23 protein-coding genes are annotated in these 25,658 nt (G+C 47.6%); 10 read left to right on the top strand and 13 right to left on the bottom strand.

Annotated elements, in window-relative coordinates; genetic code table 11:
* Positions 1-13: 13 nt before the first annotated feature.
* The 4 genes from NSQ58_RS05575 to NSQ58_RS05560 are packed head-to-tail and all read right to left on the bottom strand — an operon-like array spanning position 14 to position 5,160.
* Positions 14-1,399 (bottom strand): MBL fold metallo-hydrolase, encoded by a 1,386-nt coding sequence (locus NSQ58_RS05575; RefSeq protein ID WP_341057004.1) that lies wholly within the window; start codon positions 1,397-1,399, stop codon positions 14-16.
* Positions 1,396-3,066 (bottom strand): ABC transporter permease, encoded by a 1,671-nt coding sequence (locus tag NSQ58_RS05570; protein ID WP_341057002.1) that lies wholly within the window; start codon positions 3,064-3,066, stop codon positions 1,396-1,398. Before NSQ58_RS05570 ends, NSQ58_RS05575 begins: the two co-directional genes overlap by 4 nt.
* A gap of 4 nt (positions 3,067-3,070) precedes the next feature.
* Complete coding sequence (locus NSQ58_RS05565; RefSeq protein ID WP_075153536.1) at positions 3,071-4,141, bottom strand: ABC transporter substrate-binding protein; 1,071 nt, start codon at positions 4,139-4,141, stop codon at positions 3,071-3,073.
* Positions 4,142-4,161: 20 nt separating this feature from the next.
* Positions 4,162-5,160 carry an ABC transporter ATP-binding protein gene (locus tag NSQ58_RS05560; protein WP_341056999.1) on the bottom strand — a complete coding sequence of 333 codons (999 nt, stop codon included), beginning with the start codon at positions 5,158-5,160 and terminating at the stop codon, positions 4,162-4,164.
* Positions 5,161-5,362: 202 nt separating this feature from the next.
* Here NSQ58_RS05560 and NSQ58_RS05555 point away from each other — a divergent pair, with 202 nt between their 5' ends.
* Both NSQ58_RS05555 and NSQ58_RS05550 read left to right on the top strand, forming a co-directional pair.
* A complete protein-coding gene (locus NSQ58_RS05555) occupies positions 5,363-6,256 on the top strand; it encodes a LysR family transcriptional regulator (protein ID WP_075153535.1) in 894 nt (297 codons plus the stop codon).
* A gap of 126 nt (positions 6,257-6,382) precedes the next feature.
* The gene (locus NSQ58_RS05550; protein WP_071559510.1) at positions 6,383-7,243 is read left to right on the top strand and encodes a hypothetical protein; all 861 of its coding nucleotides are present in this window, start codon (positions 6,383-6,385) and stop codon (positions 7,241-7,243) included.
* Positions 7,244-7,355: 112 nt separating this feature from the next.
* Here NSQ58_RS05550 and argS read toward each other — a convergent pair whose 3' ends face one another.
* The 3 genes from argS to NSQ58_RS05535 form a co-directional block, all read right to left on the bottom strand.
* Entirely contained in the window at positions 7,356-9,035 is a 1,680-nt protein-coding gene (gene argS, locus NSQ58_RS05545; protein ID WP_028542578.1) for an arginine--tRNA ligase, read from the bottom strand.
* Between the two features lie 2 nt (positions 9,036-9,037).
* Positions 9,038-9,472, bottom strand: a complete 435-nt coding sequence (locus NSQ58_RS05540; RefSeq protein ID WP_013308207.1) for a DUF1934 domain-containing protein — start codon at positions 9,470-9,472, stop codon at positions 9,038-9,040.
* A gap of 92 nt (positions 9,473-9,564) precedes the next feature.
* Entirely contained in the window at positions 9,565-10,455 is an 891-nt protein-coding gene (locus NSQ58_RS05535) for a LysR family transcriptional regulator (protein WP_341056996.1), read from the bottom strand.
* A gap of 153 nt (positions 10,456-10,608) precedes the next feature.
* On the opposite strand from NSQ58_RS05535, the gene NSQ58_RS05530 reads away from it, so the two are divergent.
* From NSQ58_RS05530 to NSQ58_RS05515, 4 genes are all read left to right on the top strand, one after another.
* Positions 10,609-12,363: an ABC transporter ATP-binding protein gene (locus NSQ58_RS05530; protein ID WP_076265414.1), complete on the top strand. Its 1,755-nt coding sequence runs from the start codon at positions 10,609-10,611 to the stop codon at positions 12,361-12,363.
* Entirely contained in the window at positions 12,360-14,099 is a 1,740-nt protein-coding gene (locus NSQ58_RS05525) for an ABC transporter ATP-binding protein (RefSeq protein ID WP_076265413.1), read from the top strand. The genes NSQ58_RS05530 and NSQ58_RS05525 overlap by 4 nt, the downstream gene beginning before the upstream one ends.
* A 210-nt stretch (positions 14,100-14,309) precedes the next feature.
* Positions 14,310-14,624, top strand: coding sequence for a MazG nucleotide pyrophosphohydrolase domain-containing protein (locus NSQ58_RS05520; RefSeq protein ID WP_025718465.1), 315 nt, complete (start codon positions 14,310-14,312; stop codon positions 14,622-14,624).
* A 13-nt stretch (positions 14,625-14,637) separates the two neighbouring features.
* Positions 14,638-15,219 (top strand): LOG family protein, encoded by a 582-nt coding sequence (locus NSQ58_RS05515; protein ID WP_076265412.1) that lies wholly within the window; start codon positions 14,638-14,640, stop codon positions 15,217-15,219.
* A gap of 214 nt (positions 15,220-15,433) precedes the next feature.
* On the opposite strand, the gene NSQ58_RS05510 is transcribed toward NSQ58_RS05515, so the two are convergent.
* Entirely contained in the window at positions 15,434-16,726 is a 1,293-nt protein-coding gene (locus NSQ58_RS05510) for an MFS transporter (RefSeq protein ID WP_053324353.1), read from the bottom strand.
* Positions 16,727-16,995: 269 nt separating this feature from the next.
* Complete coding sequence (speE, locus tag NSQ58_RS05505; protein ID WP_316244511.1) at positions 16,996-17,823, bottom strand: polyamine aminopropyltransferase; 828 nt, start codon at positions 17,821-17,823, stop codon at positions 16,996-16,998.
* 282 nt (positions 17,824-18,105) lie between these two features.
* On the opposite strand from speE, the gene NSQ58_RS05500 reads away from it, so the two are divergent.
* Positions 18,106-20,163: a transglycosylase domain-containing protein gene (locus NSQ58_RS05500; protein ID WP_103744921.1), complete on the top strand. Its 2,058-nt coding sequence runs from the start codon at positions 18,106-18,108 to the stop codon at positions 20,161-20,163.
* Between the two features lie 146 nt (positions 20,164-20,309).
* Here the strand turns inward: NSQ58_RS05500 and NSQ58_RS05495 are convergent, their stop codons facing one another.
* Positions 20,310-20,774 carry a hypothetical protein gene (locus NSQ58_RS05495; protein WP_028542587.1) on the bottom strand — a complete coding sequence of 155 codons (465 nt, stop codon included), beginning with the start codon at positions 20,772-20,774 and terminating at the stop codon, positions 20,310-20,312.
* 135 nt (positions 20,775-20,909) lie between these two features.
* On the bottom strand, positions 20,910-21,959 hold the full coding sequence (locus tag NSQ58_RS05490; protein ID WP_028542588.1) for a hypothetical protein: 1,050 nt from the start codon (positions 21,957-21,959) through the stop codon (positions 20,910-20,912).
* Between the two features lie 124 nt (positions 21,960-22,083).
* Here NSQ58_RS05490 and NSQ58_RS05485 point away from each other — a divergent pair, with 124 nt between their 5' ends.
* Together NSQ58_RS05485 and NSQ58_RS05480 are read left to right on the top strand one after the other, a co-directional pair.
* Entirely contained in the window at positions 22,084-22,476 is a 393-nt protein-coding gene (locus tag NSQ58_RS05485; protein ID WP_028542589.1) for a VOC family protein, read from the top strand.
* Positions 22,477-22,594: 118 nt separating this feature from the next.
* Complete coding sequence (locus tag NSQ58_RS05480; protein ID WP_049828494.1) at positions 22,595-23,407, top strand: pentapeptide repeat-containing protein; 813 nt, start codon at positions 22,595-22,597, stop codon at positions 23,405-23,407.
* 315 nt (positions 23,408-23,722) lie between these two features.
* Here the strand turns inward: NSQ58_RS05480 and NSQ58_RS05475 are convergent, their stop codons facing one another.
* Together NSQ58_RS05475 and NSQ58_RS05470 are read right to left on the bottom strand one after the other, a co-directional pair.
* A complete protein-coding gene (locus NSQ58_RS05475; protein ID WP_028542592.1) occupies positions 23,723-24,073 on the bottom strand; it encodes a YunG family protein in 351 nt (116 codons plus the stop codon).
* Positions 24,074-24,134: 61 nt separating this feature from the next.
* Positions 24,135-24,680, bottom strand: coding sequence for a histidine phosphatase family protein (locus tag NSQ58_RS05470; RefSeq protein ID WP_028542593.1), 546 nt, complete (start codon positions 24,678-24,680; stop codon positions 24,135-24,137).
* Positions 24,681-24,822: 142 nt separating this feature from the next.
* On the opposite strand from NSQ58_RS05470, the gene NSQ58_RS05465 reads away from it, so the two are divergent.
* Positions 24,823-25,572, top strand: coding sequence for an MBL fold metallo-hydrolase (locus NSQ58_RS05465; protein ID WP_028542594.1), 750 nt, complete (start codon positions 24,823-24,825; stop codon positions 25,570-25,572).
* The last annotated feature ends 86 nt before the right edge of the window (positions 25,573-25,658 follow it).

The following is a 25,658-nucleotide window of genomic DNA, read 5'->3' as shown; positions in this document are numbered from 1 at the left end:
TGATGATGTGATGCTAAACCTCTAGTGTAGCGCCCGGCTCCAAAGAATGAACTTTTCTGGCAGGACCTTCACACCCACGATTTCCTGCTCTTATCAACTCATCTCGTACCAGGTCAGTCTGCAGCTTTGGCGCATGAACGAGTACAACCTGTTTGCTAGGCAGCTCCTTCAACATTTGCCGCACATCTGATAATCCCTGATGCACCTTGTAAATCAAATGCCGAGCTACACAGCTGTCATTTTGATCTGCACGTTCCAACAGATGTTTGCCAAAAGAACCATGTGGAGCATGCCCGGTCAATATAACAATGTTGCTAATGCTTTCTCCGCTATCTTCACCCTCCCCCATGTTGCGGTTATCCGATAGAAACTGATAGTACCAGCGCGCCTGTGGGGAATCCATCATGCCGTCTCTTGTTATGATAATAGCCGTTGGGTTCTGTTCCAGCAGACTCACTCGTTCAGCAGCACCACGAGGCACGAAGACCCTGTCACTGTTTAGCACATGTTTTATTCGCGCTGGAGCTTCTGGACGCAGCCATTCTTTCCAGCGGTCTAACTGTTTCAATCCCTGCCATATATCGTGCTCTACAATCATTGCCTGTGTAGGGAATTGCTCGCTAGCCCATACGATCATGTCCTGTCCTCTGCCAAAGGCAGGCACCGGCAACAACACATGACCACCAGACCATAATATCCGCTCCATCTCGACCCTCAGCCGCTCCAGCTTAACAGGCTGCGGGTCTATATCCATGCCATAGGCATTGTCCATAATGGATATGTCCGCTAGATTGGGCTCTGACTTCCATTCAGGCAGGTCATGCAGCCCCTCCCCAACACCCAAGTCTGGCGCATCGGCAGCAAGAAGCTCAGATTCGCGGCTGTAATCTCCAGAAAAAAACAACCGCTTCCCTTCCATTTCTACCGCATACCACACTGCACCAGCCAAATGTCCACTGCGTCCCCACATGATTCTCACACCCGGACAAGCCTCAAGCCATTCTCCTGCTGGCGCTTCATCTTCTAGATAGCGATAAGCAATGGATTGGATATCCTGTACGTCGTATGGCAATTCGGCTCCTCTCGATTCAACATAAGTATGCCAGGAGCGAAAATAGGAGCCTAGCTGCTCAGCGGTGGCCTTGGTCGTCCAGACCTCCCCCTGGTATCCATACTTGTACAGTAAGGGGAGCGCCATGGAATGATCCTCATGTGCATGAGACAGCAATACAGTGGTCAGTCCCTCCGCCTTTTGCGGCGGAAAAATCGGATATTGTCCGGTTCCTTCCTTCTTCACGCCACAATCCAGCATGACGCGATGCTGCGTTCCTTCAAAAACATAGCAGGAGCGGCCATGTTCGCCCGCTCCTCCCCAAATCCTAAGCTTGGTCATGATCATTTCCACTTTCTTTGCGAGTTTAAGCTTTCCATTAAGATCAGCAGCAGTGTGGTCATTCCGACCGATATGACGGCCATCGCCATCCCAAGTGACACCTGGCCCTGCTCAAATTGTGCAAATATGTAGGTTGCAGACGTCTGAACGGATGGCGGCAAAATCAGCAACGATCCTACCAGCTCGCGTGAAGCAATGGTAAATGTCATCATCCAACCAGCGAGCATTCCCGGTACAATCAGCGGCAGCACAATCCGGCGGAATATGTAAGACGGTGGCCCGCCAAATACCTGTCCCGCCTGAAAAAGACCAGTGTCCACCTGCGTAAAGGCGCTTTTGACATACTGCACCGTATAAGGAACAAACAAGATAACATACGTCAGAATGACCATGCCGTATGTGTTATACAAAGGGATCGGCATCCATGGTGAGTTCCACCACAAAATCAGGCCGACCACCATAACAATTCCCGGCACCGTATTCGGAAGCAAGCTAAATGCATCAACCGTCCGTTGGATTCTTGTGCGTGAGCCGCCAATGACAAGCGCAAACCAAGTGCCCAGCACCACAGCAAGCGTCGAAGCGCCCAAAGAGAGAAATACGCTGTTCAGGAGCGCCTCCATGCTCTCTGATCCCCAAGACAGCAGTTCCTTGTAAGAGTCGAGCGTCAAATTATCCCAGGCGAGCCCAATTCCCCTCAGCTTCATCGTCGAGGCTGAAAGAATTGAAAAATAAGGAATGCCAATGGACGCAATGAGCAACAATAGAATGTATGCAACACTCAGCCCCGTAGTCCAGCCGGATATACGAAGACGGGACGGACGCGAACCTTTACCACCTACCAGCCTGTACGTAAACTTTCGGTTGATCACCGATTGCGCATACCACATGAGCAGGCAGGCGGTTAACAGCACCGAGGCCATTGACGTCGCTTTGCCAAAATCTATGGGCCAGCTGGAAATATATTTGTGAATTTCCGAAGTCATGACCTCATACCCGATACGTCGCCCAAAGGTAGCAGGGGTGCCAAACTCGGCAATCGTTTTAACGAAAATGAGCAACGCGCCCATTCCGTAAGCTGAAAGCAGCAGCGGTAAAATGATTCGACGGAATCTGTACAGAAAGCCGCCGCCCATTACGGCACCCGCCTCTTCCAGGCTCCCGCCAATCCTCACCAGCGCCCCGCGCAGCAGCAGGTACAGGAATGGAAACAGATGCAGGCTCATGATCATCACCATGCCACCAAGGCTGAAGAAGGACGGCGTTAAGAAATGCAGGTCCGGGAACAACTGCTCCAGATATCCGTTTTTTTGCATGAACAGAATCCAGCCCATGGAACCGATATAGGGCGGGGTCATAAACGGAATCAGCAACACGACATCCAACCAGCGCCAGTGTGCAAGACGAGTGTTGGACATGATCCAGGCTAGCGGAAGCGCAAGTACCGTCGTTCCTGCAATCACACAGATGCCTAGCCAAATCGAGCTGAATAGCACTCCTATAAATTGTGAAGCAGCTAACGTTCGAAAAGGCGCATCCCATTGAAATTTTTCATCAACATACACACTTTGGATAAAGATTTGCAGCAACGGCAACACAATCAGGAAAAGAAGCGCGATCAGAGCCAGCGTCAGACACCACACTCTGAGGTGTTTAACAGATAAGCCTCCCATCGGCTTACTTGAACATTTGCGTGAACTTCTCCGTCACGTCTGATCCATGCTCACCCATCCACTCCCAATTGGTTTTCAACAATGGAATCTCGTCCAGGTTGGCACGCTTGTCGGCTTTGATATCCGTGCGGCCCGGGAGTAAGGAGGCATCTGCTACTAGTTTCTGTGCCTCGTCCGACAACAGATAGTCAATGAATGCCTTCGCATTCTGCTCATGCTGCGTTGACTTGAGAATTGCGGCAGGACGTGGGCTGATGACCGTCCCCTCTGTCGGATAGACGATGTCAATCGGCTCGCCTTTGGCTTTTGCCTTGTAGGTCATGTAATCGACCGCAGCGACGACTATACCTTTAGCTCCGGTAATCACGGGGTCCAGCGCTTCCTGATTGGCACCAGCCATAGCAACACCGTTAGCCTTGTACTGCTCGAACAACGTCCAGCCTCCATCGCCCTTGGCGCTCAGATAGCCTGTCATAAAATCCAACGCTGAGCCGGACAGGGATGGATCGGGAATATTAACCTGATCCTTGTACTCAGGCTTCGCCAAATCAGCCCATGAAGTTGGTGGTGTTTTCACCAGCTTCGTGTTATACGCAATGCCCAGAGCAGAAGCACTGGTACTGAAGTAGTTGCCCTCCTTATCGGACCAGTCTGGATTTAGCTTGTCTGCGTTCTTGGCTTCCGGGTAAGGCAGCGTAAGTCCTTCCTTTTTCAAGCCTTGTACAGATGGAAGCGATGCCAGCACAACCACGTCCGCTACCGGATTCGTCTTCTCAGCTTCCATGCGGGCCAAAATTTTTCCTGTCGTTCCCTGGAACAACTCTACCTTAACTCCGCTCTGCGCCTCATACCCTGCTACCAGCTTTTTCGCCAGTCCATCCGGGCCTGCGCTGTAGACCACCAGCTTCTGATCGGTGGATGCCGCCTCAGCTTGTCCTGCTGATCCATTATCTGGCGCCCCATCCTTGGATGGCGTTGCTGTTCCGCAACCCGCCACAGCGAGTCCAAAAGTCAATGTTAATGCGAGCATCGTCCCTTTTTTCCATCCTGTACGAAAAACATGCCTATTCATCATCTTATATTTACCCCTTTTCCCTATGCTTCAAGTTGGTGGATGTGTTGCGGTGATACCCAAATGTGCATTTGTTGACCTATGGGCAAGCGGATGGAGTGATATGCAGTCCATTGTTCGCCGTTCTCGGCTAGTATACGAATTTCATAACGATCGCCGACATAGCTGACATGCAGGATCTTTACTGTAAAAGCGTGCTGATCCGCTTGCTCCTGTTCCCAACGGACATGTTCAGGACGAAATAGTGTTCGTTCCGACTCCAACCAGTTGGATTTGCCAATAAACCTCGCTACCTCTGTATGAGCTGGGCAACCGTAGATCACCTCTGGTGTTCCGGTCTGCAAAATATGTCCACTTTTCATAACAACTACTTCATCAGACATTGACATAGCCTCGATCTGATCATGGGTGACATATAGGGCGGTCAGCCCCAGATCGCGCACAAGCGATAGCATCTCAATGCGCATCTCCTCCCGTAGCACCGCATCCAGCGCACTGAGCGGCTCGTCGAACAAAACAAGTCGAGGCCGGATAGCAACCGCTCTTGCAAAGGCAACCCGCTGCTGCTGACCACCGGACAGCTGATGAGGATACCGATCCTCCATCCCTGACAATCTGACCATGTCGAGCGCCTCCAGCACCACTGTCCGCAGTTCCTTGTCTCGTACGCTGGCGAACCCTTTCCCACGCTTGCCCGCACGCAGGCCGAAGGCCACATTTTCAAACACCGTCATATGCGGCCACAACGCGAAATCCTGAAAGACCATGCCAAAGTGGCGGAGATGGGCGGGAATATCCTTTTTGCGTTCTGCCGAAAAAAGAATTTCCTCTCCCATCGTGATTGTGCCAGTATCCGGTATCTCCAGACCAGCAATCAAGCGCAAGAGCGTTGTTTTCCCACAGCCGGACGGTCCGAGCAGTGTTGTGAATTTGCCCCGTCGTACTACCAGATTCGTCTCATGCAGCGTTGTTATTTGGCTGAAGGTTTTACTTAATCCGTGAATATATAGATCCTGATTCATCGCATTACCTGCCTGTTCTTCTGACTGACCCCAGTGTAAAACTTGAATTCGCAACCTGTGTTATTGGAAAGTTAAAACAAAATTAATTATTTCAATGAATTGTGTTAACACTCATAGATTTAATCTATATAGAGGGGATTGATGCTGCTCCCCAAAGAAGTAGGCATGATTGTTCGATTAACCTGAAAGCGAGGCATTCTAAGTGAACTTAAGTCTTCTAAAGTTACATATTGTAGAGCTGCTGAATAAGCACCATAAAATTACCACGGTCGCCGAGCTTCTTGGCCTAAAGCAACCAACCGTTACTTTTCATATGAAAAATCTGGAGCGTGAATTCGGAGTAAAGCTGTTTGACACACGTATGGGCAAAATCATCCTGACGGATGCTGGAAATGCGCTGCTGCACTATGCCACTAAAATTAATGCACTGGCTGCTGAAGCTGAGCGAGTCGTCCGCGAATTCGATACGCTCCAGCGGGGAAGTATACGTATTGGCGCAAGCTATGTACCCGCTACCTACCTGCTTCCTGCTGTGCTGCACCGCTTTGCCCGTGAGCATCCGGGCATTCACATCGCCTTGTCCGTGAAAACAGCGCCCGTGATCAAGGACATGCTCGCTCGCCACGAAATTGACCTTGGCATCATTTCGGCAGAGCCGTTTCAATCCCCAACGCTACTCTCCGAATCCTTGGGCGAAGATGAATTGATGCTCATCTGCTCACCCACTCATCCGCTCGCCAACGAAACCGATTTGACACCCGAGCTTATCGCTTCTTCCTCCTTCGTATTACATGGCAAGGAATCCAGCACACGCCACGTGACCGACAAATGGCTGGAGCGTGGGAGTCGGCGACTTCCTTCCTATCTGGAGCTGGATTCACTGGAAGCCATCAAACAGGCGGTTATGCTGGGAGAACACATCTCCTTTGTCTCTCGCATTGCCGTTCAGTCAGAGGTTGAGCGGGGCTTACTGGTTGTAAGACCTATTCCGGGGCAGTCTGTTGAGCGGTACATCTATATGGTCAGCAACAAAGACCGCCATCGCTCGGCGCTCATTCACAGATTCACCGAATATTGTTCATGGAACCAAGATTAAATCTTACCTGTCATATAGAAATTATGTAATTTTTTAACCGGAGTACCCTCTTGCTTTGACATACGACTGACAATACACCCGTAAAGTGTAGCGTGTAACCTATTCGGACGAACAGGAGAGGATGAAATGAAAACAGGCCTTCGTATCACCAAATTGATGTCGGTAGTAACTCTAAGTGCAGTGCTGCTCGTAACAGGATGGAAAGGAGCAGAGCCGGTACAAGCTGCCGCCAATGCCACACCAAGCTATGAGGTGAAGCTGCTACTGGATACGGCTCAGGTCCTCAATGCGGATGGCTCATTAAAAAGTGGCATCGTGAACGAGTTTCAAATTAGCGAAGATGCACAACGATTGAGCGTCGAGTATTTTGATACAAATTCATTGCAATTGAATGACGAGGGCTGGAACGTGAGATTTCGCAAAAAAGAGGACAAAAAGAATTATGAATTAACCTACAAAAAGCGCTATACGGTCACAAACGAAAATATCGACGCTGCGCTCACCCAAGCGAATAAAGAAGGGTTCAGCGCATCTGATGATAATTATGAGGCTGAGGTGGATTGGGGATACAGCAAGCAAACACTAAGCTTTTCCAATGATAAGAAAACAAACGCCTCCAAAGGATTGGCTCTGCCTTCCCCAGATCAAGCATTAAAGCAATTGCAGGATAATCTTCCGGGCAAGCTGCAAAACTGGAAAAACAGCAATTGGGGTAAACAAACCTTGGCAAACTCCAGAGTACGCGGTCCTGTACAGGTCAGTAAATACGAGGGTAGCTTTCAGGGATTGGATGCCGACGTTGAAGTATGGCCTATTCGCAGCGCAAACGGATCAGGTATAGAAAATATTATCGAAATCTCCTTCAAAACCTCGGATTACAGTGTTGCCGCCAGCAACCGCACCAAGCTGATGAACCTGCTGCAATCCAAAGGATGGCTGGTTCCCGCGGATTCCCTGAAAACGAATTTGGTACTGGAACGCTACTAAGCTAATCCAACATAAAAAAGGAACCGAGGCGCCACCCTGTTGAGGGTGATACGAACGGTTCCTTTTATTATTATTTATATGACTACAAGGTCATGATGTTAAAGTTGCTTGCTTACATACGTTCCGGTGCAGACACGCCCACCAGCTTCAGTACGTTGGCAATGGTAGTGCGCACCGCACCAAACAACGCCAAGCGTGCCTGCGTTTGAGCGGCATCCTCTGTGATGACGCGCTCTGCCTTGTAGTAGCTGTGGAACAATGAAGCCAGCTCGTAGACATAGCGAATCATACGGTGTGGTGCAAAGTTTGCAGCCGCCACCGATACTTCTTCCGGCAGCTCGCCGATTTTGCGTAACAGATCGTATTCATGCTCAGCCGTCAGCTTGGACAAGTCAACTTCTGCCAACGGCAGCACAGCAATACCTTGCTCTTCGGCTTGACGATATACGCTGCATGCACGTGCGTGCGCATATTGCACGTAGAATACTGGATTCTCATTGGAGGTAGAAATCGCCAAATCCATGTCAAAATCCAGGTGCGAATCCATGCTGCGCATAGTGAAGAAGTAACGGATCGCGTCTACACCCACTTCTTCCATCAGATCTTCCATCGTCACGGCCTTGCCGGTACGTTTGGACATTTTTACTTTTTCCCCATTTTGGAACAAGCTGACCATTTGGGCAATCAGCACTTTAAGCTTATCCGGGTCATTGCCCAGTGCTTCCATTGCTGCCTTCATCCGTGGAATGTAGCCGTGGTGATCCGCTCCCCAAATGTTGATGATCGTGTCATACCCACGAGCATATTTATCGCGATGGTAAGCAATATCCGGGGTCAGGTACGTGTATGTACCGTCATTTTTGATCAAGACGCGGTCTTTATCGTCGCCGTACTTGGTCGTATTCAGCCATGTAGCTCCGTCCTTCTCGTAGATCTCCTCACGGTCACGCAGCTCATTCAGCGCTTTAAGCACTTCACCGTTTTCATACAACGACGTTTCGCTAAACCAGGAGTCAAAAGGTACACGGAACAGTTCCAGATCGCGCTTGATCTTGTTCAGTTCCTTTTCCAGACCGTAGTCACGGAAATAAGCAGCGCGATCTCCCGGTTCCATAGACAACAGAGAATCTCCCTTTTCGGCCACCAATTCCTTGGCAAACCCGATGATATCCTCACCATGGTAACCATCCTCCGGCATCTCCGCAGGCTGTCCCAGCTCCTGCAAATAACGCGCTTCAATAGAACGGCTCATGTTGTAAATCTGGTTACCCGCATCATTAATGTAGTATTCACGAGTTACTTTGTATCCAGCAAAATCAAGCACGTTGCAAAGAGCATCCCCTACGGCTGCACCACGCGCATGACCTAAGTGAAGGCTACCCGTCGGATTGGCGCTAACAAACTCGATTTGCACCTTTTTGCCCGCACCTTCCTGTATACGCCCGTAATCTGCCCCCTGCTCCTGCACCTGTCCAATAACAGCATAAAGGTAGCTCTTGTTCAGGCGGAAGTTAATAAAGCCCGGTCCAGCGATTTCCGCACTTTCAATAGAAGCAGAAGCTAAATCCATATTCGCGATCAAATCTTCAGCGATTTGCCGTGGGTTCTTCTTCGCAATGCGGGTGAGCTGCATCGCGGCGTTGGTAGCCAAATCACCGTGTGACTTGTCCTTCGGTACCTCCAGCGTAATGGTCGGCAACTCTTCGCGGCTCACGATTCCGGTAGCCAGCACCGCCGCCTCAATTGCTGAGGTCACCTTTTGATTAATAAGTTCCAGTGGATTGCTTGTCATGATTATTGCTCCTCCTGTATATGCAAACTGATGGCAAAATGCCCCGAGAAATCCTCAAATACGTACAGATCATAGGTCCAGCTCACATGTCCGGTGAATCCATCCATCCGAATATCGAGCTTCTGCGTATGCGCAGACATGTTCAGGTTTAAATAAGGCGAGCGGTAAAATCCAGGCAACCTGCGTCCCAGCGCAAACGACTGCTCTGATTGTACCTCACCGTGACGAATCAGCTTTAGCTCATCCGGTCCGATTTTGACTGTGTTCCGTGTCGTACCGCCCTCAGGACTTTCTTGCGGCTCATCGTACCTTATATATAGATGCTTCCCACGCACGATCGCTTCTCCGGGAAGTTCCTGTACCACATCTTCTCCGTCATGATGACTATGAAGACGGATTCGGACCTTTGCATTATGTGGCATGTATTCAAACTCCATTCTATTGCTATCCTACTGTACTACTATATCCAGTTCCCGATTGCAATTCAAATGAGTTTTTACAAAAAGATGCTTTCATCCAAAAAATTTAGCTACCTTAAGTCAGCTTCATCGGATGCTTGGCTAAAACTTTCAATGAATCGAGAGGCTAGAGAAGACATGTATTTATCCTTCAGCCAGACAGCTGCCACACGCGTATGTAATTCTTCACACATAATTTCCTTAACGATTAACTGGTTATTGCTTCCGAGTGACAACGCAGACCGCGAAATCATACCGATCCCTAGTCCTTCATTAGCCCAGTGAAGCGTGGTGCGAGCATCATCGTTTTTGCAAAAGAAATTTGGCTCAAAGCCATGCTTCATACAGGTATCGTGGATCAATTGTTCAAAGCGGCGATATACGATGAGCGGCCTATTTTTCAAATCAGACAACGGGATGGTCTTCTGTTCGGGGTTCCAGTCATGTTCTTCTGTCATCACTGCTATCATCGGCTCGGAGGACGCATATCTGCACCCTAAATCGGTGGTATTAAAAGGGGTTCTGACGATACCGACCTCTACAATTCCTTTGTTCAAAAGATCAAGAATCATGAAGGTATTTCCCTCATGAATTTCGAATTTTACACCCGCATAGGTTTTATGAAATTCGGAAAGCCTGTCTTTCATCAGGGCTGCGCCGGAAGAGGAGACCGTTCCAATGGTGAGCGTACCCTTCATCCCCAAGGCAAAATCGTTTATTTCTCTTGTTGTGGCATCTGTCAGCTCCAAGATCTGCTTGGCCCTGTTCTGTAAAATGATGCCGGCCTCCGTCAACTGGATACTTCGTGAGCCTCGATGCACGAGCTTTACACCAAGCTCTTCCTCTAGCTGCATGAGCTGCTGACTTAAAGGAGGCTGCGCGATTTGCAGCTTTTGGGCTGCCGCTGTAATCTGTCCGGCCTCTGCGATCGCCAAAAAATACTTGAGATGTCTCAATTCCATCCTTATGGACCTCCGGTACTGATATATGTAAAACCTATACCTCTAATATATATTAAATATTATTCATATGGTTGGGGATGTGCCATAATCAAATTCAGTTATGCTATTGCGGCATGAGGCTATATACATTATTTAGGTTAGGTGATGGTTTATTTGCTGAAATTTGCTGTTTTTTTGAAACCTTATAAAAAGGAAACGATTCTTGGGCCTCTGTTTAAATTGATTGAGGCCATCTTGGAACTATTGCTGCCTACTATGGTTGCTTTAATGATCAATCATGGCGTAGGTAAAGGAGACACCCATTATGTTTGGCAGATGGGTCTTTTGATGTTACTCATGACTATACTGGGCTTTGGCAGTTCATTAGTGTGTCAGTTTTACGCAGCCCGTGCCTCTCAAGGATTCGGAACTACACTGCGTAACACGATGTTTAAGCATATCTCATCGTTTTCTTATGCTGATCTCGATAAGTTCGGTACGCCCTCGCTCATTAACCGGATTACGAATGATGTCAATCAGCTCCAAACGGCTGTAGCGATGCTGATTCGTCTGGTCATTCGTGCTCCTTTTATTTGTATCGGGGCTATTATCATGTCAATGATTCTGGATTTCCGCCTGGCTTTGGTGCTGTTGGCGGCTACACCAGTTCTGGCTTTGATCCTATATGTGGTCATTACGAAGGCTTCACCACTGTATCGTCGGTATCAGAAAAAATTGGATAAAATCGCCCTGGTGCTAAGCGAAAATCTTACAGGCGTACGGGTCATACGCGCATTTGCCAAAAGAGGAGCTGAACGAGTTAAATTCAACACTGCTTCAGATGACCTGACTCAGACCGCTATTCGTGTCGGACGTATTTCTGCTTTGCTAAGCCCTGCCACCTTGCTGGTGGTAAACGGAGCTATTATTGCAATCCTGTGGATCGGCGGCATCCATATCCAATATGGATCTCTTACACAAGGGGAGATTATTGCCTTTATTAATTACATTACGCAAATTTTACTGGCTCTGATTGTGGTGACCAATTTAATTATTTTGTTCACCAAGGCTGCCACTTCAGCAGCGCGGATTCAGGAGGTCCTAGACATGCAAGCTTCGATTTCCGACACTGCTGCTACTTCTACACCTATAGACAGGGAGGGAACAACTGAGCATGGCGCTGTACCAGCCATCTCTTTTGATCATGTTTCCTTTGGATACAATACGACAGGGCAACTGGCACTTAGCGATGTAGTGGTAAACATCTATCCCGGTGAAACGGTCGGCATCATCGGAGGAACAGGTTCGGGGAAATCCACCTTTGTGAATCTCATTCCCCGCTTCTATGATGTAGTAGAAGGTCGTATAGAGGTTGATGGCATTGACGTACGGCAGTATAAGCTTGAGCAATTGCGGCAGAAAATCGGTATTGTTCCTCAGAAGGCGCTGCTGTTCACTGGAACTATAGCGGATAATATCCGTTGGGGGCATGAACACGCCACCGATGAGGAAGTCGCTCAAGCCGCAGCAATCGCGCAAGCAGATGAGTTCATTTCCAACTTGCCGGAGAAATTCGATGCTCCGATCACCCGAGGGGGGCTTAATCTGTCGGGAGGACAAAAGCAGCGACTTACCATTGCCAGAGCTATTGTCGGCAATCCGCAAATTCTCATTTTGGATGACTCCTCAAGCGCACTTGATTTTGCTACCGATGCCGCCCTCCGCAAATCGCTGCGTGAAAATAGCACCAGTATGACCGTCCTGTTGGTCTCGCAACGAGTAAGCAGCGTACAGCATGCTGATAAAATAATTGTGTTTGATGAGGGGCGGATTGTCGGTATCGGCACACATGAACAGTTGATGAGCAGCTCAGATGTGTATCAGGAAATTAATCATTCCCAGCTCTCAACGCAGGAGGTAGACCAATGAGCGGCAAGGAAACCTGGAGAAGATTGTTAACCTATGTGGGTCGATATAAAACAACAACATTTTGGGTCATCGTCAGTGCGTTTCTCAGCGTGCTTGCCAGTCTGATCGGACCCTACATGATTGGTCAAGCTATCGACCACATGGTGGATAAGGGAGCAGTGGATTTTAAAGGTATTGCGCAGATTCTAGCTGGATTAGGCATTGTATATGTAGTAGGAAGTCTATTTAGCTGGCTGCTCACGTATTTGACGAACCGGATTGCTTTTCAGACCGTAAATGATATGCGGCGGGAGTTATTTGATCATTTTAATATCCTTCCGTTAAGCTTTCATGACACTCATCCACAAGGAGACAGCATAAGCCGTTTTGTGAACGATATGGATGCTGTGTCGGATGGATTGCTGCAAGGATTTTCCACATTGATTACCGGGATTATTACAATTATAGGCTCCATTGTACTCATGCTGTATATCAGTCCGATCATGACGTTGGTCGTATTGGTGTCTGCCCCGATCACATATGGCGTGGCACGGTTCATTACTACAAGGTCGCAGCGTATGTTCCGCGAACAGGCCAAAATTTTAGGAAGCCTGAACGGTTACGTCGAAGAAATGATCGGCGGACAACGGGTAGTTACCGCTTTTCATTATGAAAACCGCTCGCTTGAGGAATTTTCCGCCAGAAACGAACAATTGTATCAAGCCGGGGTGAAATCGCAGTTTTACGGATCATTGTCCAACCCCTCCACCCGATTGGTGAACAACATGACTTTTTCAGTCACCGCCATGATTGGCTGTATCTCCATCATTTTGGGCGTGATCTCGGTAGGCGGATTGTCGAGCTTTCTAATTTATACCAATTTGTTCGCCAAGCCCTTTAATGAAATTACGGGTGTGCTGACTCAGTTCCAGGCAGCTACGGCTTCTGCTCAGCGCATATTTGCGATTTTAGACTCACCGCCTGAGCAGTCGGAAAAATCGAACGCCGTACAGCTGGAGCGCAGCAAAGGCACGATTCTTTTTGATCATGTCAAATTCTCCTATAACCCGGAACGTACGCTCATTACGAACTTTAGTCTGGAGGTTAAGCCAGGCACTCGTGTGGCCATTGTCGGGCAGACCGGAGCTGGTAAAACCACACTCGTCAATCTGCTCATGCGGTTTTACGATGTGGACAGCGGCTCGATATCCATCGACGGGGTGAATATCAACGACATGAGCCGGGACAGCCTGCGGACTAACTTTGGTATGGTACTTCAAGATACTTGGCTGTTCAGCGGGACCATTCGGGACAATATCGCTTACGGGAAGCCGGAGGCCACAGACGAAGAAGTCATCGCAGCTGCAACAGCTGCCAATGCGCATAGCTTCATCAAACGACTGCCTCATGGCTACGATACGGTCATCAGCGGATCAGGCGATAGCCTGTCGCAAGGCCAAAAACAGCTGCTTACCATCGCGAGGGTGATCCTGGTCGATCCACCTATGCTGATCCTGGATGAAGCGACCAGCAGCATAGACACCCTGACAGAAGCGCGTATCCAAAAAGCATTTATGAAAATGATTGCCGGACGCACCAGCTTTGTGATCGCCCACAGACTATCGACCATCCGCGAAGCGGATTTAATTTTATACATGAAAAACGGCGATGTCGTCGAAAGTGGTACCCATGAGGGACTTCTTGCCAGCGGCGGCCATTATGCCTCGCTCTATAACAGCCAGTTCACTACGGCTTAAAAGACTGACCAGATACGATCGCATCATTAAGGTCAACGTTCTTTAAAAAAGTCGGTTGCTTTTTAAGCAAACGGCTTTTTAAATTTTTCTTTGATAAATCCCCCCCTTATATTATATAATACAACACGAACAAATGTTTCTGTTTCATCTAAACCTTATGGTTTGTGTATAGCCAACACCTATGCATGGGTTTCAGTTGGGAGGCTGAATATGGATATTAATGAATTTCAAAAGTGGGTCAAGCAATATTATCAGGAGAGAAACTGGTCTGATTTGGATATCTTTGTCCGAATTGGTTTCTTGGCAGAGGAAACCGGGGAGGTTGCGAGAGCTATTCGCGCCCTGGAGATCGGCAGAGACCGGCCTGATGAGATCGATGGTTCATTCGAGGAGAACAAGGACCATTTAACTGAAGAACTTGGAGACGTACTGGGTAATCTCATCGTGATCGCCAACAAGTATGACATCACCTTGGAGGATATATTTCGAACACACCAGCAAAAACTTGCAAAAAGATATACATAAAGGAGAATCTCATATGAAAAGCATTGCTGTTTTTTGCGGTTCCAGTAATGGAGCGTCTGAGATTTATCGAGAGCATGCTGTTGCTCTGGGCAAGGCACTTGCCGAACAGGAAATAAGCCTGGTTTATGGAGGAGCAAGTGTTGGTTTAATGGGTGCAGTGGCTGACGCGGCACTTCATGCAGGAGGTTGCGTCATCGGTGTGCTCCCTCACTTTTTGCAAAGCCGTGAAATTGCACATAATGGCCTGAGCGAATTAATCATTGTTGATTCCATGCACGAACGAAAATCTAAAATGGCAGAGATTGCGGACGGATTCATTGTTTTACCAGGTGGCCCAGGTACAATGGAAGAATACTTTGAAATCTTCACATGGGCGCAATTAGGCTTGCATGAAAAGCCATGCGGTCTTTTAAACATTAACCATTATTACGATCCTCTTATTTCCTTGTTTGATCGTATGGCTGAGGAACAATTTATGCAGGAAAAATATCGTGCGATGGTAATTACGGATACTACTCCGCAAGGAATCCTACGGCAATTTACAAATTACACTCCTCCTGCCGTCAAAACATACCTCTCGAGCAAACGGACCTGATATTAGGAATGGCACATACTGCTCAACAGATATACCAATTAATTTAATAGTTATAAAAGGAACACCACCGTCAACGTTATTCCAGTGGTGTTCCTGTAAAATTGAGGAGAATTGCAGGCTTTTATTCTCCCCAATCGTCACGTTCACTTTCACAACTGCATTTAATTATGTAGTCATCCAATGAATGATGTCACGCCTAACGAGAACCCCAATTTTAAATCCCAGCGCCCGTAGCGGTTGGATGGTCCATTTGCTCACTTTCCTGAAAATCCCTGCGATACAACCAGCCGATCAAGATAGCAATGGTCGTCATAATCGCAGCCAACAAATACACCTGCACCATACCAAAACGGTCTGCATACCAGCCCATGAATAACAAGGACAGGCCGAAAGCGAGATTTGTAAGCACATCAATTCCCGCCATCACTTTGGGCAGCTGGGCTGCCGGTGCACTGGTTTGCAGCAAGGTACGGCGAATGATACCAGCCATTTGAACAGGTAAGCCTGATACAGCAAAAAGAATAAGTGCAGCAACGGGGATTGTATTCAGCGCAAATACAATTGTAATCAGTACATACACCAGTAACGCTCCGAGCATGTACAAAAAGCTGTTCTTTTGCAATCGCTTGACCAAGCCAACGACAATCAATCCACCCAAGATCGTGCCCGAGAAAAAGGACGCATTCATAAAGCCCCACCAGCTTGCATCCCGATGCAGCACTTGACTGACGTACGCCAAAATAAATACGCCGAGCCAGGAGACTCCCCCAATACTATCCACACTATCGACGATCATCAGAGAACGAATACGACGGTTGTGCCAAATGATTTTCCAGCCTTCCCCAAGCTCTTTCCAATGGGAGCCTTTTTCCTTTCCCTTTGCAGGTTCTACTAGATTTGTTGAGGAATCCGAAGCTTCAAGACTTAATTCCTTCTGATCCAGTGGATCGCGGACGAAGGACGTGACAGTTACAGCTACGAGATAACAACCGGATGCGATCACAAGCGTATTCAGGGAACCCAGCCAAGCTACAATAATTCCGCTCAACGCCCAGCCTGCACACCTGACCACCTGATCACTGACCGCTACCATGCCGTTGGCCCGCATTAGCCCTTCACCCGTAGCCAAACGGGGTACAAGCGCATTACGCGCAGGATTTGTCCAGCCATCCAGAAAAGACATACCAAACACCATCACAAAAATAAATAGAAACGACCTCTGCTCCGGTACGATCCACAAATAAAGCAGCAGCAGCGTAAAAATGACAAACTGCCCAAACTGGGAAAATAGCAACACGCGCGTCAGCCGAAATCGGCCGAGGACGATCGGTGCAACGAGCCCACTAAGCACTTGGGCAGACAATCGGAACAACGGGATTAAAATAGTCGTCATTAAGGAATTACTTGAACTGAACACCAATACCACTACACTCAACATATAGATGATATCTGCTACGTTGGAGATCGTCTGAGACCCCCACAGGTAATAAAAAGAGCGTCTGATCAAAAAAGTTTCCCCCTCTTTGGTACATCGCCAATTTATGTATTTCCATAACCAAACCTCCCTTGTTGATATTACAAATCTGTTAATTGTCTGGTTTTTTGTATATTCTACGTACACCCTTAAATTTCCTTCTTTTATCTTAAAAGGAAATCCGGTGTCCAGTATGCTTTCATAGCCTTTTCCAAATCTTATCCAACACAAAAAAGCGCCTATAGCGCTCTTTCCCACCCAAAAAAAGGTAATAAAGACCACTAAGACGCTTCTTAAAATGTTTACTTCGTTAAATCTTCCACAAATTTAGGTAATACAAACGCCGCTTTGTGTAGACGCGGACTGTAATATCGGGTGTCCATCTCTGGAATTCGGGTCTCGTCTACTTCGAGCGGATCATACTTCTTACTACCCAACGTGAATGTCCAAAAACCGCTAGGATAGGTCGGAATGTTCGCACCATACACACGCACAATCGGGAAAATTTCCTTCACATCTTTGTTGACCTTCTGAATCAGGTCTGCCTTGAACCAAGGATTATCCGTTTGCGCAACGAAAATGCCGTCTTCCTTCAACGCTTCAAAAATACCTTGGTAAAACCCTCGCTCGAACAGCGGGGCTGCCGGACCTACCGGCTCCGTCGAATCGACCATAATGACGTCGTATTCATTTTTGTGTTCAATAATGTGCATGTACCCGTCATTGACCAGCACTTCTACATTAGGCTCGTCCAGCTTTCCTGCGATTTCAGGCAAATATTTTTTGGAATATTCAATCACCTTACCGTCGATCTCAACCAATACAGCCTTCTCCACTTCAGGGTGCTTGATAACCTCACGAATAACGCCGCCATCGCCACCGCCCACAACCAAAACTTTTTTCGGATTCGGATGTGTATTCAAGGCCGGATGTGCTACCATTTCGTGATACACAAATTCATCCTTAACCGTTGTCATCACCATGCCATCCAGAACAAGCATATTGCCGAATTCCTCAGTCTCGATCATAGCCAGATCCTGAAAATCTGTTTTCTCAGAGACGTAGGTTTGTTTGATTTTTGCTGTAATGCCGAAAGAGGGAGTCTGCTTCTCCGTAAACCACAAGTCCATCATTCCAACCTTCTTTCTGATCAAAGTATGTGTCCGGCAATCCGGTAGCATAAACGTTGACTTTCCTTATATCAGCAACACGCAAACGCCGAGTTTGCTATATTTATTGTACCAAACGCATTGGAATTTCACACTTTTTGCATTATAAGTGATACCTGAATGGACTGCAAAAGCAATTTGGAGATTTAATCTTGTTTAAAATAGACACGTGTGTGTATCTGATGAATAGACGCTTTCGGATTGACTATACTGAGAACATCAACTATGGAAGGAGGTGGCATGATGACCGATACGACCGGGCGATCCCCCAAGCGTAAACCGCTTTGGCTTCGATGCTTTCAAGGACTGATGTCTCTCACTATTCTGACGGTCATCGCCGCCTGCATCCTGCTCGCCTATTTGTACACGACCAGCCTTCCGCTCGCGGATACGGATCGGAATTCACGTCTGCTCGATAGTCAAGGGCAAGTCATCGCCACTTTCTCTGCTGGAGGCAAAGAATCCATTCCGGTCCAGCTTGATCACATTTCACCCGATTTGATTGCAGCTACCCTGGCTGTGGAAGATCGGAAATTTTACGATCATTTCGGCTTTGATTTCAAAGGTCTGGGCCGGGCGGTAATCGTAAATCTGACCCGCTGGGATATGTCGCAAGGGGCCAGCACGCTGACTCAGCAGCTTGCACGCAATCTGTACTTATCTCATGAGAAAACGTGGACTCGCAAGGCCAAGGAGGCCATCTATACCGCACAGCTTGAAATGAAGTACACCAAGAATGAGCTGCTGCAAATGTATTTGAACGAAATTTACTATGGTCATGGCGCCTATGGCATTGAAGCAGCTTCGCAAATGTATTTCGGTAAATCCGCAAAGGATCTGGATTTGGCCGAAAGCGCCCTGTTAGCAGGTATTCCGAAAGGACCGACCTACTATTCACCGTATAATCATATGAAAAATGCAAAGGATCGGCAGAAAATTGTACTGGACTCCATGGCGCTCACCGGCAAAATTACTCCGGCCGAAGCCACCAAGGCCTATGAGGAAATGCTGGCCCTGCGGCCCGAGAGCCAGCGCCGGACAGTGGAAGCCGCTCCCTGGTTCCGCGATTACGTCCGCCAACTGGCGACTCATCAGCTTGGGATTAGCGAAGGGGTGCTTGAGCATGGTGGCCTGAGCATTTATACCACGCTGGATATGCACATGCAGCAAGCAGCCGAGGCGGCTGTAAACGAGGGCATGAAGAGCAGCAACGGACTGGAAACCGCGTTAATCTCCATGGACCCGCGCAACGGACATGTCAAGGCCATGGTCGGTGGAACGAACTATGTCGGGAATCAATATAATCATGCGCTGGCCACAACCCGGCAGCCAGGCTCCGCTTTCAAGCCGATTATGTATCTGAGCGCGCTGGATTCCGGCGAATTAACGAGTACGTCCAAGTTCGAAAGCCGACCGACGTTGTTCCACTACGATAACAATCGCAAGACCTATAAGCCCAAAAATTTTGGAGACAAATATTTGGGTGAAATAGATCTTCGGCGCGCAATTGCGGCGTCCGATAATATCTATGCCGTTAGCACCATTTTGAAGGTGGGAACGGATAAGGTCATGGACCTCGCCAGCAAAATGGGCATTACAAGCGAGCTCAAGCCCGTACCTTCGCTGGCGCTGGGCGTGTCGCCCGTCAGCCCGTTCGAGATGGCCTCGGCCTTCTCGGTCATCGGCAGCGGCGGGCAAAAGGTGGCTCCGGTGGCAGTGCTGCGCATCACCGATGCGGCCGGGCGGTCGCTGTACGAAGCGCCCCAAGCCGCGCCCGTGCAGGTGGTGAAGCCCGCCTCCGCCTACGTCCTCACACGCCTCATGGAAGGCGTGTTTGAAGAAGGCGGCACCGGCAACCGGGTCGCGAAGCTGATCAAGCGCCCGGTCGCCGGCAAGAGCGGCACGACCAACACCGATGCGTGGATGGTCGGCTTTACCCCCGAGCTGTCCACCGCTGTCTGGGTCGGCTACGACAAGGGCAAGGCCATCAGCACACAGGATGCCCGACGGGCGGCTCCGATTTTTGCGCAATATACGGAGAAAGCGCTGGAGAATGTGCCGCCCAAAATCTTCCCCATCCCTGACGGCGTAGTCAGCGCTTATATTGATCCGGCCAGCGGCAAGCTGGCTGCATCGGACAGCCCGGACAAGCGGCTGGAGGTATTCGTCAGCGGCACGGAGCCAAAGGATACGCTGTCGGGGCAAGATAACCCACCGGCAGCAACGCCAACTGACCAAGCGGAGCGACAAGCCGAAAAGAAATCGTGGTGGGGCAATTTTAAGCGTTGGTGGATGGATTAATAGCAAAAAAAGACTGGGAGAACGCGATGAGCGCTCTCTCAGTCTTTTTATTTTCGCTTCACTTACCTCATTTACCCATTTACCTCTCTTGCCAGTGCCATCAGCCATCATCCCGTTAAGCCCCGCTCTTCCCTAAAGCTGCGCGATTACCAATAACAGCTAAACGACTCAATACGGTTAGTGTCTACACCATAATAAAACCAAAAACGACCACTCCACCGGAAACCCGCTACGGATGTCCTGCCTACAAAGACAGGGTACATCCAGAAACGCTCCCCGTTCGTCAGCCATACAAACGTGTTGCGGAACAAACAACCGAAAATGGCTCCAGGGTCAACCGCATACGCCGAAACCAGCGGCTTCGGTGGCGTAAATTGCGGTGGTGGGGAAGTTGGTGCTTGAGTTTGCTGCCCACCTTGCGGACCGAATGGCCCCTGCGGCGGCGGTGAGAACGGCTGTGGCGAAAATGGCCCTGGGCCTGGTGGCGGACCTATCGGAGATGGGAAGGAATCCTGCATATCAGGAAATTGTGGAATCGAAGGACCTGACGGCGTGAATGGACCCGGAGTACCCGGTTGCGTTCCGAAAGGAACTTGTGGCAGTAAAGACATGTGTTTCACTCCTTGTGTTCTAGGCTGATGTATCCTATGCGGGACATCAGCCCGCGGACTGGGCGAATCCCCATATCGCCGCCAAACTCCGCTATTTCGTCCTTTTACATCAAAAATTCTTATTTCCTGTTACGATTAACTCCCTTTCTGAACATGCTCCAGCTCAATTTCATGCACCATTTTAATCTCGACTCGTTTCCTTAGCTCATAATACCGTTCCAGCAGTCGGTGCTCAACCCCCAACTGTTCATTCATCCAGCCTATAATAGAGTCATCGTGATGTTCGTTAGACCAGCTAAACAAATCGCTATATAGCTGACCAAATGATTCCTCATTGCTGCGAGCGAACCGGATCGGTCGGGCTGTATAGCTTAGCTTGAGTTCCAACATCTCATATAGCACGTCCAAACGATATTCCAATGCCTGTACATCTTCTTTGGATGCATCGTAGCTTTTTATATCCTGAACGAGCTCCCTAAAGGTTAGCCCTACATGCTGCATAGCAAAATAAGACCACACACAACTGCCTGTAGCCGTTCCATGAGCCTCCCAAAACGGATTCCACAGGATAGAGCGAATCGTATCCTTCTGCCCTTCTCCAAACAATGCTATTCCAGCAATAATTCCTGCATTACAGTCTACGGAAGCATGTTGCTCTCCCCAATGTACCAATCGCGGAATCATATCTTCAGTAGTGCATTTAAAGCTTAACAGAGGTAAGAATTCATTAAACAAATTCTGATCCAACACTTTTTCCAATTCAGCCGCTAGTTGTTCACGATACGGTTCGCATGGAAGATGTACCAGTCCCAAACAGGCATCCACAGACGCAACTCCATATGGCCCATTCACCAAAGCGACAAGATCAGCAGCAGCCTCCACATAACCCAAATAACCTAGCACATACAGCACACCGTCAGGTATATGTTCTGGGGATGCCTGATTTTGAACGTAACGCTCGTACATATCCTGCGCCAAAGTAACATCCCCGCATCTCATGATCGGCTGGAGGAGTAACCCCCGGATATAATGATGGGGATCTTCTACAAAAAGCCTGTATAACTCCCAAGCATCCTCCATGGTCCCATATTGGGCAACCACATCCGTATAAGCGGAAATGATGCTGGCGTCCAGCTTCTTGCCTGAGCCGAACATATCAATAAGCCCTGCTGTCGCGTCCATCATCCTGTTTTCCCCTTTCCCATGTTTGCATACCTTTCTTTATGAAGCACTTCTCCACTGTTGAATATTTCTATTAAAAAAGAGGAAAGATGTTATCATCTACGATCCAGTCTAGGGAGTTGATCTCATGCAAGATTCCAGTCCAAAAATTACAACATTTTTCATGTTCTCAGGTCAAGCAGAAGAAGCCATGCAATATTATACCTCTGTATTTAAGCCGTCTGGTATTATGAGCATTTTTCATCAGGAAGATGGAACCGTGTTACATGCCGTATTCAACCTCAAAGGGCAGACTTTTATGGCTATTGACCAAAATCATCACAACAAACACCCTTTTACCCCAGCTCTATCGCTACTCGTCACTTGTGATTCGGAAGAAGAAATCCATAGCGTGTTTGACCAGCTATCTCAGGAAGGCCGAGTTCTAATGCCCCTTGAAGCCTCTCCCGTAAGCCAACAATTTGGGTGGGTTGAAGATAAATACGGAGTCTCATGGCAATTGAACCTGGCAAAAGACTAAATTTCTTCTCTAAACGATCCAGCAGACTCTAGAAGTCTATGAAAAAACAATAGACCATGCTCCATCTTTTTTTGGTAATATTATATTTAATAGGTGCCAGTAAAAGGATGTGTGTTTATTGTATAGTGCAAATTGTGAACAATGTTTTGGTTTATGCTGTGTAGCCTTGCCTTATGCAAAATCAGCTGATTTTGCTTTTAATAAGGATGGAGGAACTCCTTGTCAAAACCTAAATGCGGATTATCGTTGTGATATTCATAAGAATCTAAGAAACAACGGCTTGCGAGGCTGTACGGTATATGATTGCTTTGGAGCAGGTCAAAAAATTTCCCAAGTTACATACAACGGAAAAAGCTGGCGAGACCACCCGGCAATAGCTGAGGAAATGTTCAGTATATTTCCCATCATGCAACAGCTTCATGAAATGCTTTATTACCTAAATGAAGCCCTTAACTTAAAAGAAACTCACCCCATCTATACAGACTTACAAAAAGCTATGGCGAAAACCGAGCAGCTTACGGATCAAGATCCAAAATCCCTCATAAATCTTCATGTACCAACCCATAGGGCGTTAGTCAATGATTTACTTTTACAAACAAGTGAGTTAGTACGAGAAAAAGGTAAGAAAAACTTAGAGCGCAATAAATATAATAAAAAAATCAGGAGTAGAGACCTTATCGGGGCAAATTTGAGAGGCGCCAATCTTAGGGGTGCCAATTTGAGAGGAGTTTTACTTATTGCTGCTGACCTCCGAGAAGCCGATATGAGAATGACCGACCTTATCGGTGCGGATTTTAGAGACGCTGATTTAAGTGGAGCTAATCTGGAAGGAAGTATTTTCCTTACACAAGCGCAATTAAATTCGGCTAAGGGCAATTGTAAAACCAAACTGCCCCCCTCTCTAAGCATTCCCGGCCATTGGCTGCATTAGTTTTTTTCTAAAGAAACATTGCTTACCTACATGAAAAAGAAATAGACCGCCCCCCACAAAGGTAACGGTCTATTGTTGGACCCTACTGCCGACTGCTCTTTAAGCAGTGGTTGTATACTGGAGTCGTGTTAGCGCACGACTCCTTTACTATTCTTACCTCAGTATAGCTCATTTTATAACGTAAATACAGCTTTTATCTTCAAAAATTTTACTGATTACTCAGCTCTTTAACGTATATTTGGCAACAAAAAGTACCTTCCATTGGATCAGGTTCAAAAATCACGTCTTTATGACTGCATCCAGATTTAAATCCCCTTATTCTTCTTCGTTCAGAAATTCCTTTAATCTCCGACTTAAAGCTGTATACTGCTCTGCATTGGTGTCCGAAAAAGCCTCCTCCCGGTTGGAGTATACATCCTGATACTGTGGAGGGATTGAAAATTGCGACCTCGTAAAATCTATAATGTCCTCACCAATGCGGTTGTAATAGTGCCAACCACTATCCAGCCATGTCCTCAAAATATCGCCGCCAAGCCTGTCCTGAACGACAAGCGCTGTGACACCACATTGTCCAGCCGCAGGATTATTTGCTATCCATTTAGAGCTAGACTCCAAAGACCAAGCTTGAAACAACGCCTTTTCTAATTCTAAAAAAACGGTTTGCATTCAACATGCGCCTCCCTCTTCGATTCCATTCTGCACTTATGGTGAACGTGCTTTATTTATTTCAACCCGTATTCCACACTCTATGAATCTTGGCTTCTGCTTCTTTCAGTTCTAGCAAATATATGTCTGGATTCGAAAGTTTTTTCCACTCCTCAAAACCAAACTGCGGATCGTAATGTCGAATGAGAAGAGATAGTAAAGCTCCATGAGTTACAATGATAACCGTTTTTTCCGCCCGCTCTATAAGCTCCTGGACAAGCTGGATTCCTCGATCTGCTGCTTCACGAGATGATTCTCCTCCCTCCAGCTTCAAGTCCTCGTCCAAATACGTCTGCTCCAGCACGTCCAGCCAATGATCCAGATGCTCACCGCTTAATACACGTTCCTGAAGACGTAGATCAGTATATACCTGCAACTGTCTACGCTCAGCCAAGGGCTGAATGGTTCGCACGGCCCGTTTCCATGGACTGGACACAATATATTCCACACCTACATTCTCCATAAAATCAGCCAACTGCTCAGCTTGCCGGGTACCTTCATCGGTGAGTCGGGCATCTGGTTCCTGTCCGGTTGCTTGGGCATGTCTGACAAAATAAATTTTCTTCACGTCATCACTCCTTAACTGTCACACAAATTTAAAATTGTGCATATTTACAAATAATTATTTTTATGTTATAATATTGGTTTACATATTTGGATTTCATGATACGATTCCTTTGTATTACATCAACTCTTATGGGAGGGATTCGATGCAATTAGACAAGGGAATACACATACTCCAGGTTTCTGCTAACATCATGGGAAGTATAGAGAGTATTCACCCCACTTTAATGTGGGACGAAGATAACATGATTTTAGTCGATACGACTTACCCCGGGCAACTCTCACTTTTACATGAGGCTATTCTAGACACCGGATTAGCAATCCATAAACTTACCTCCATATTAATAACACACCAGGATCTTGATCATATCGGCAGTTTAACAGATATAATCCGGGCTTCCTCATCCCCAGTTCAAGTATTAGCCAGTTCTATCGAAAGGCCTTATATACAAGGAGAAAAACAGCTTATAAAGCTGACTCCAGAAGCAATAGATCAAGCTGTAAGCTCCATGCCCGAATCCGTTCCGGTAGAATGGAGACATGCATTCCGGCGTACACTTGAAAATCCCCCAAAGGCTATTGTAAACTCCACCATCGTTGCCGGAGAGGAATTGTCCTTCTGTGGGGGGATCATAGTTATAGATACTGCTGGTCATACACCAGGACACCTAAGTTTCTATCATAAATCCAGTCAAACCCTGATTGCAGGAGATGCCCTACGCGTAGTAAGCAGCAAATTATTGGCTCCAGACCCGCAATACTGCTGTGATTTCAATATGGCCAAAGAATCTCTTAAAAACCTGCTGCCTTATGATATTAAAAAAGTGATCTGCTTTCATGGAGGGCTGTACGAAGGCAATTGTAATCAGCGGATATCTGAAATATGTGAATCCTAGCTTTTGATTACATGGTCATACCCGATCCTTGACCGATCAGATAATCATCTAAAGAAAAGACTAACCAGGAATTCCTGGTTAGTCTT

This window comes from Paenibacillus sp. FSL M7-0134 (assembly GCF_038007865.1).
In the GTDB taxonomy this organism is placed as follows: domain Bacteria; phylum Bacillota; class Bacilli; order Paenibacillales; family Paenibacillaceae; genus Paenibacillus; species Paenibacillus polymyxa_B.
Note: the sequence above shows the minus strand (reverse complement) of the source record. Positions and strands in the feature narration are given on the sequence as shown.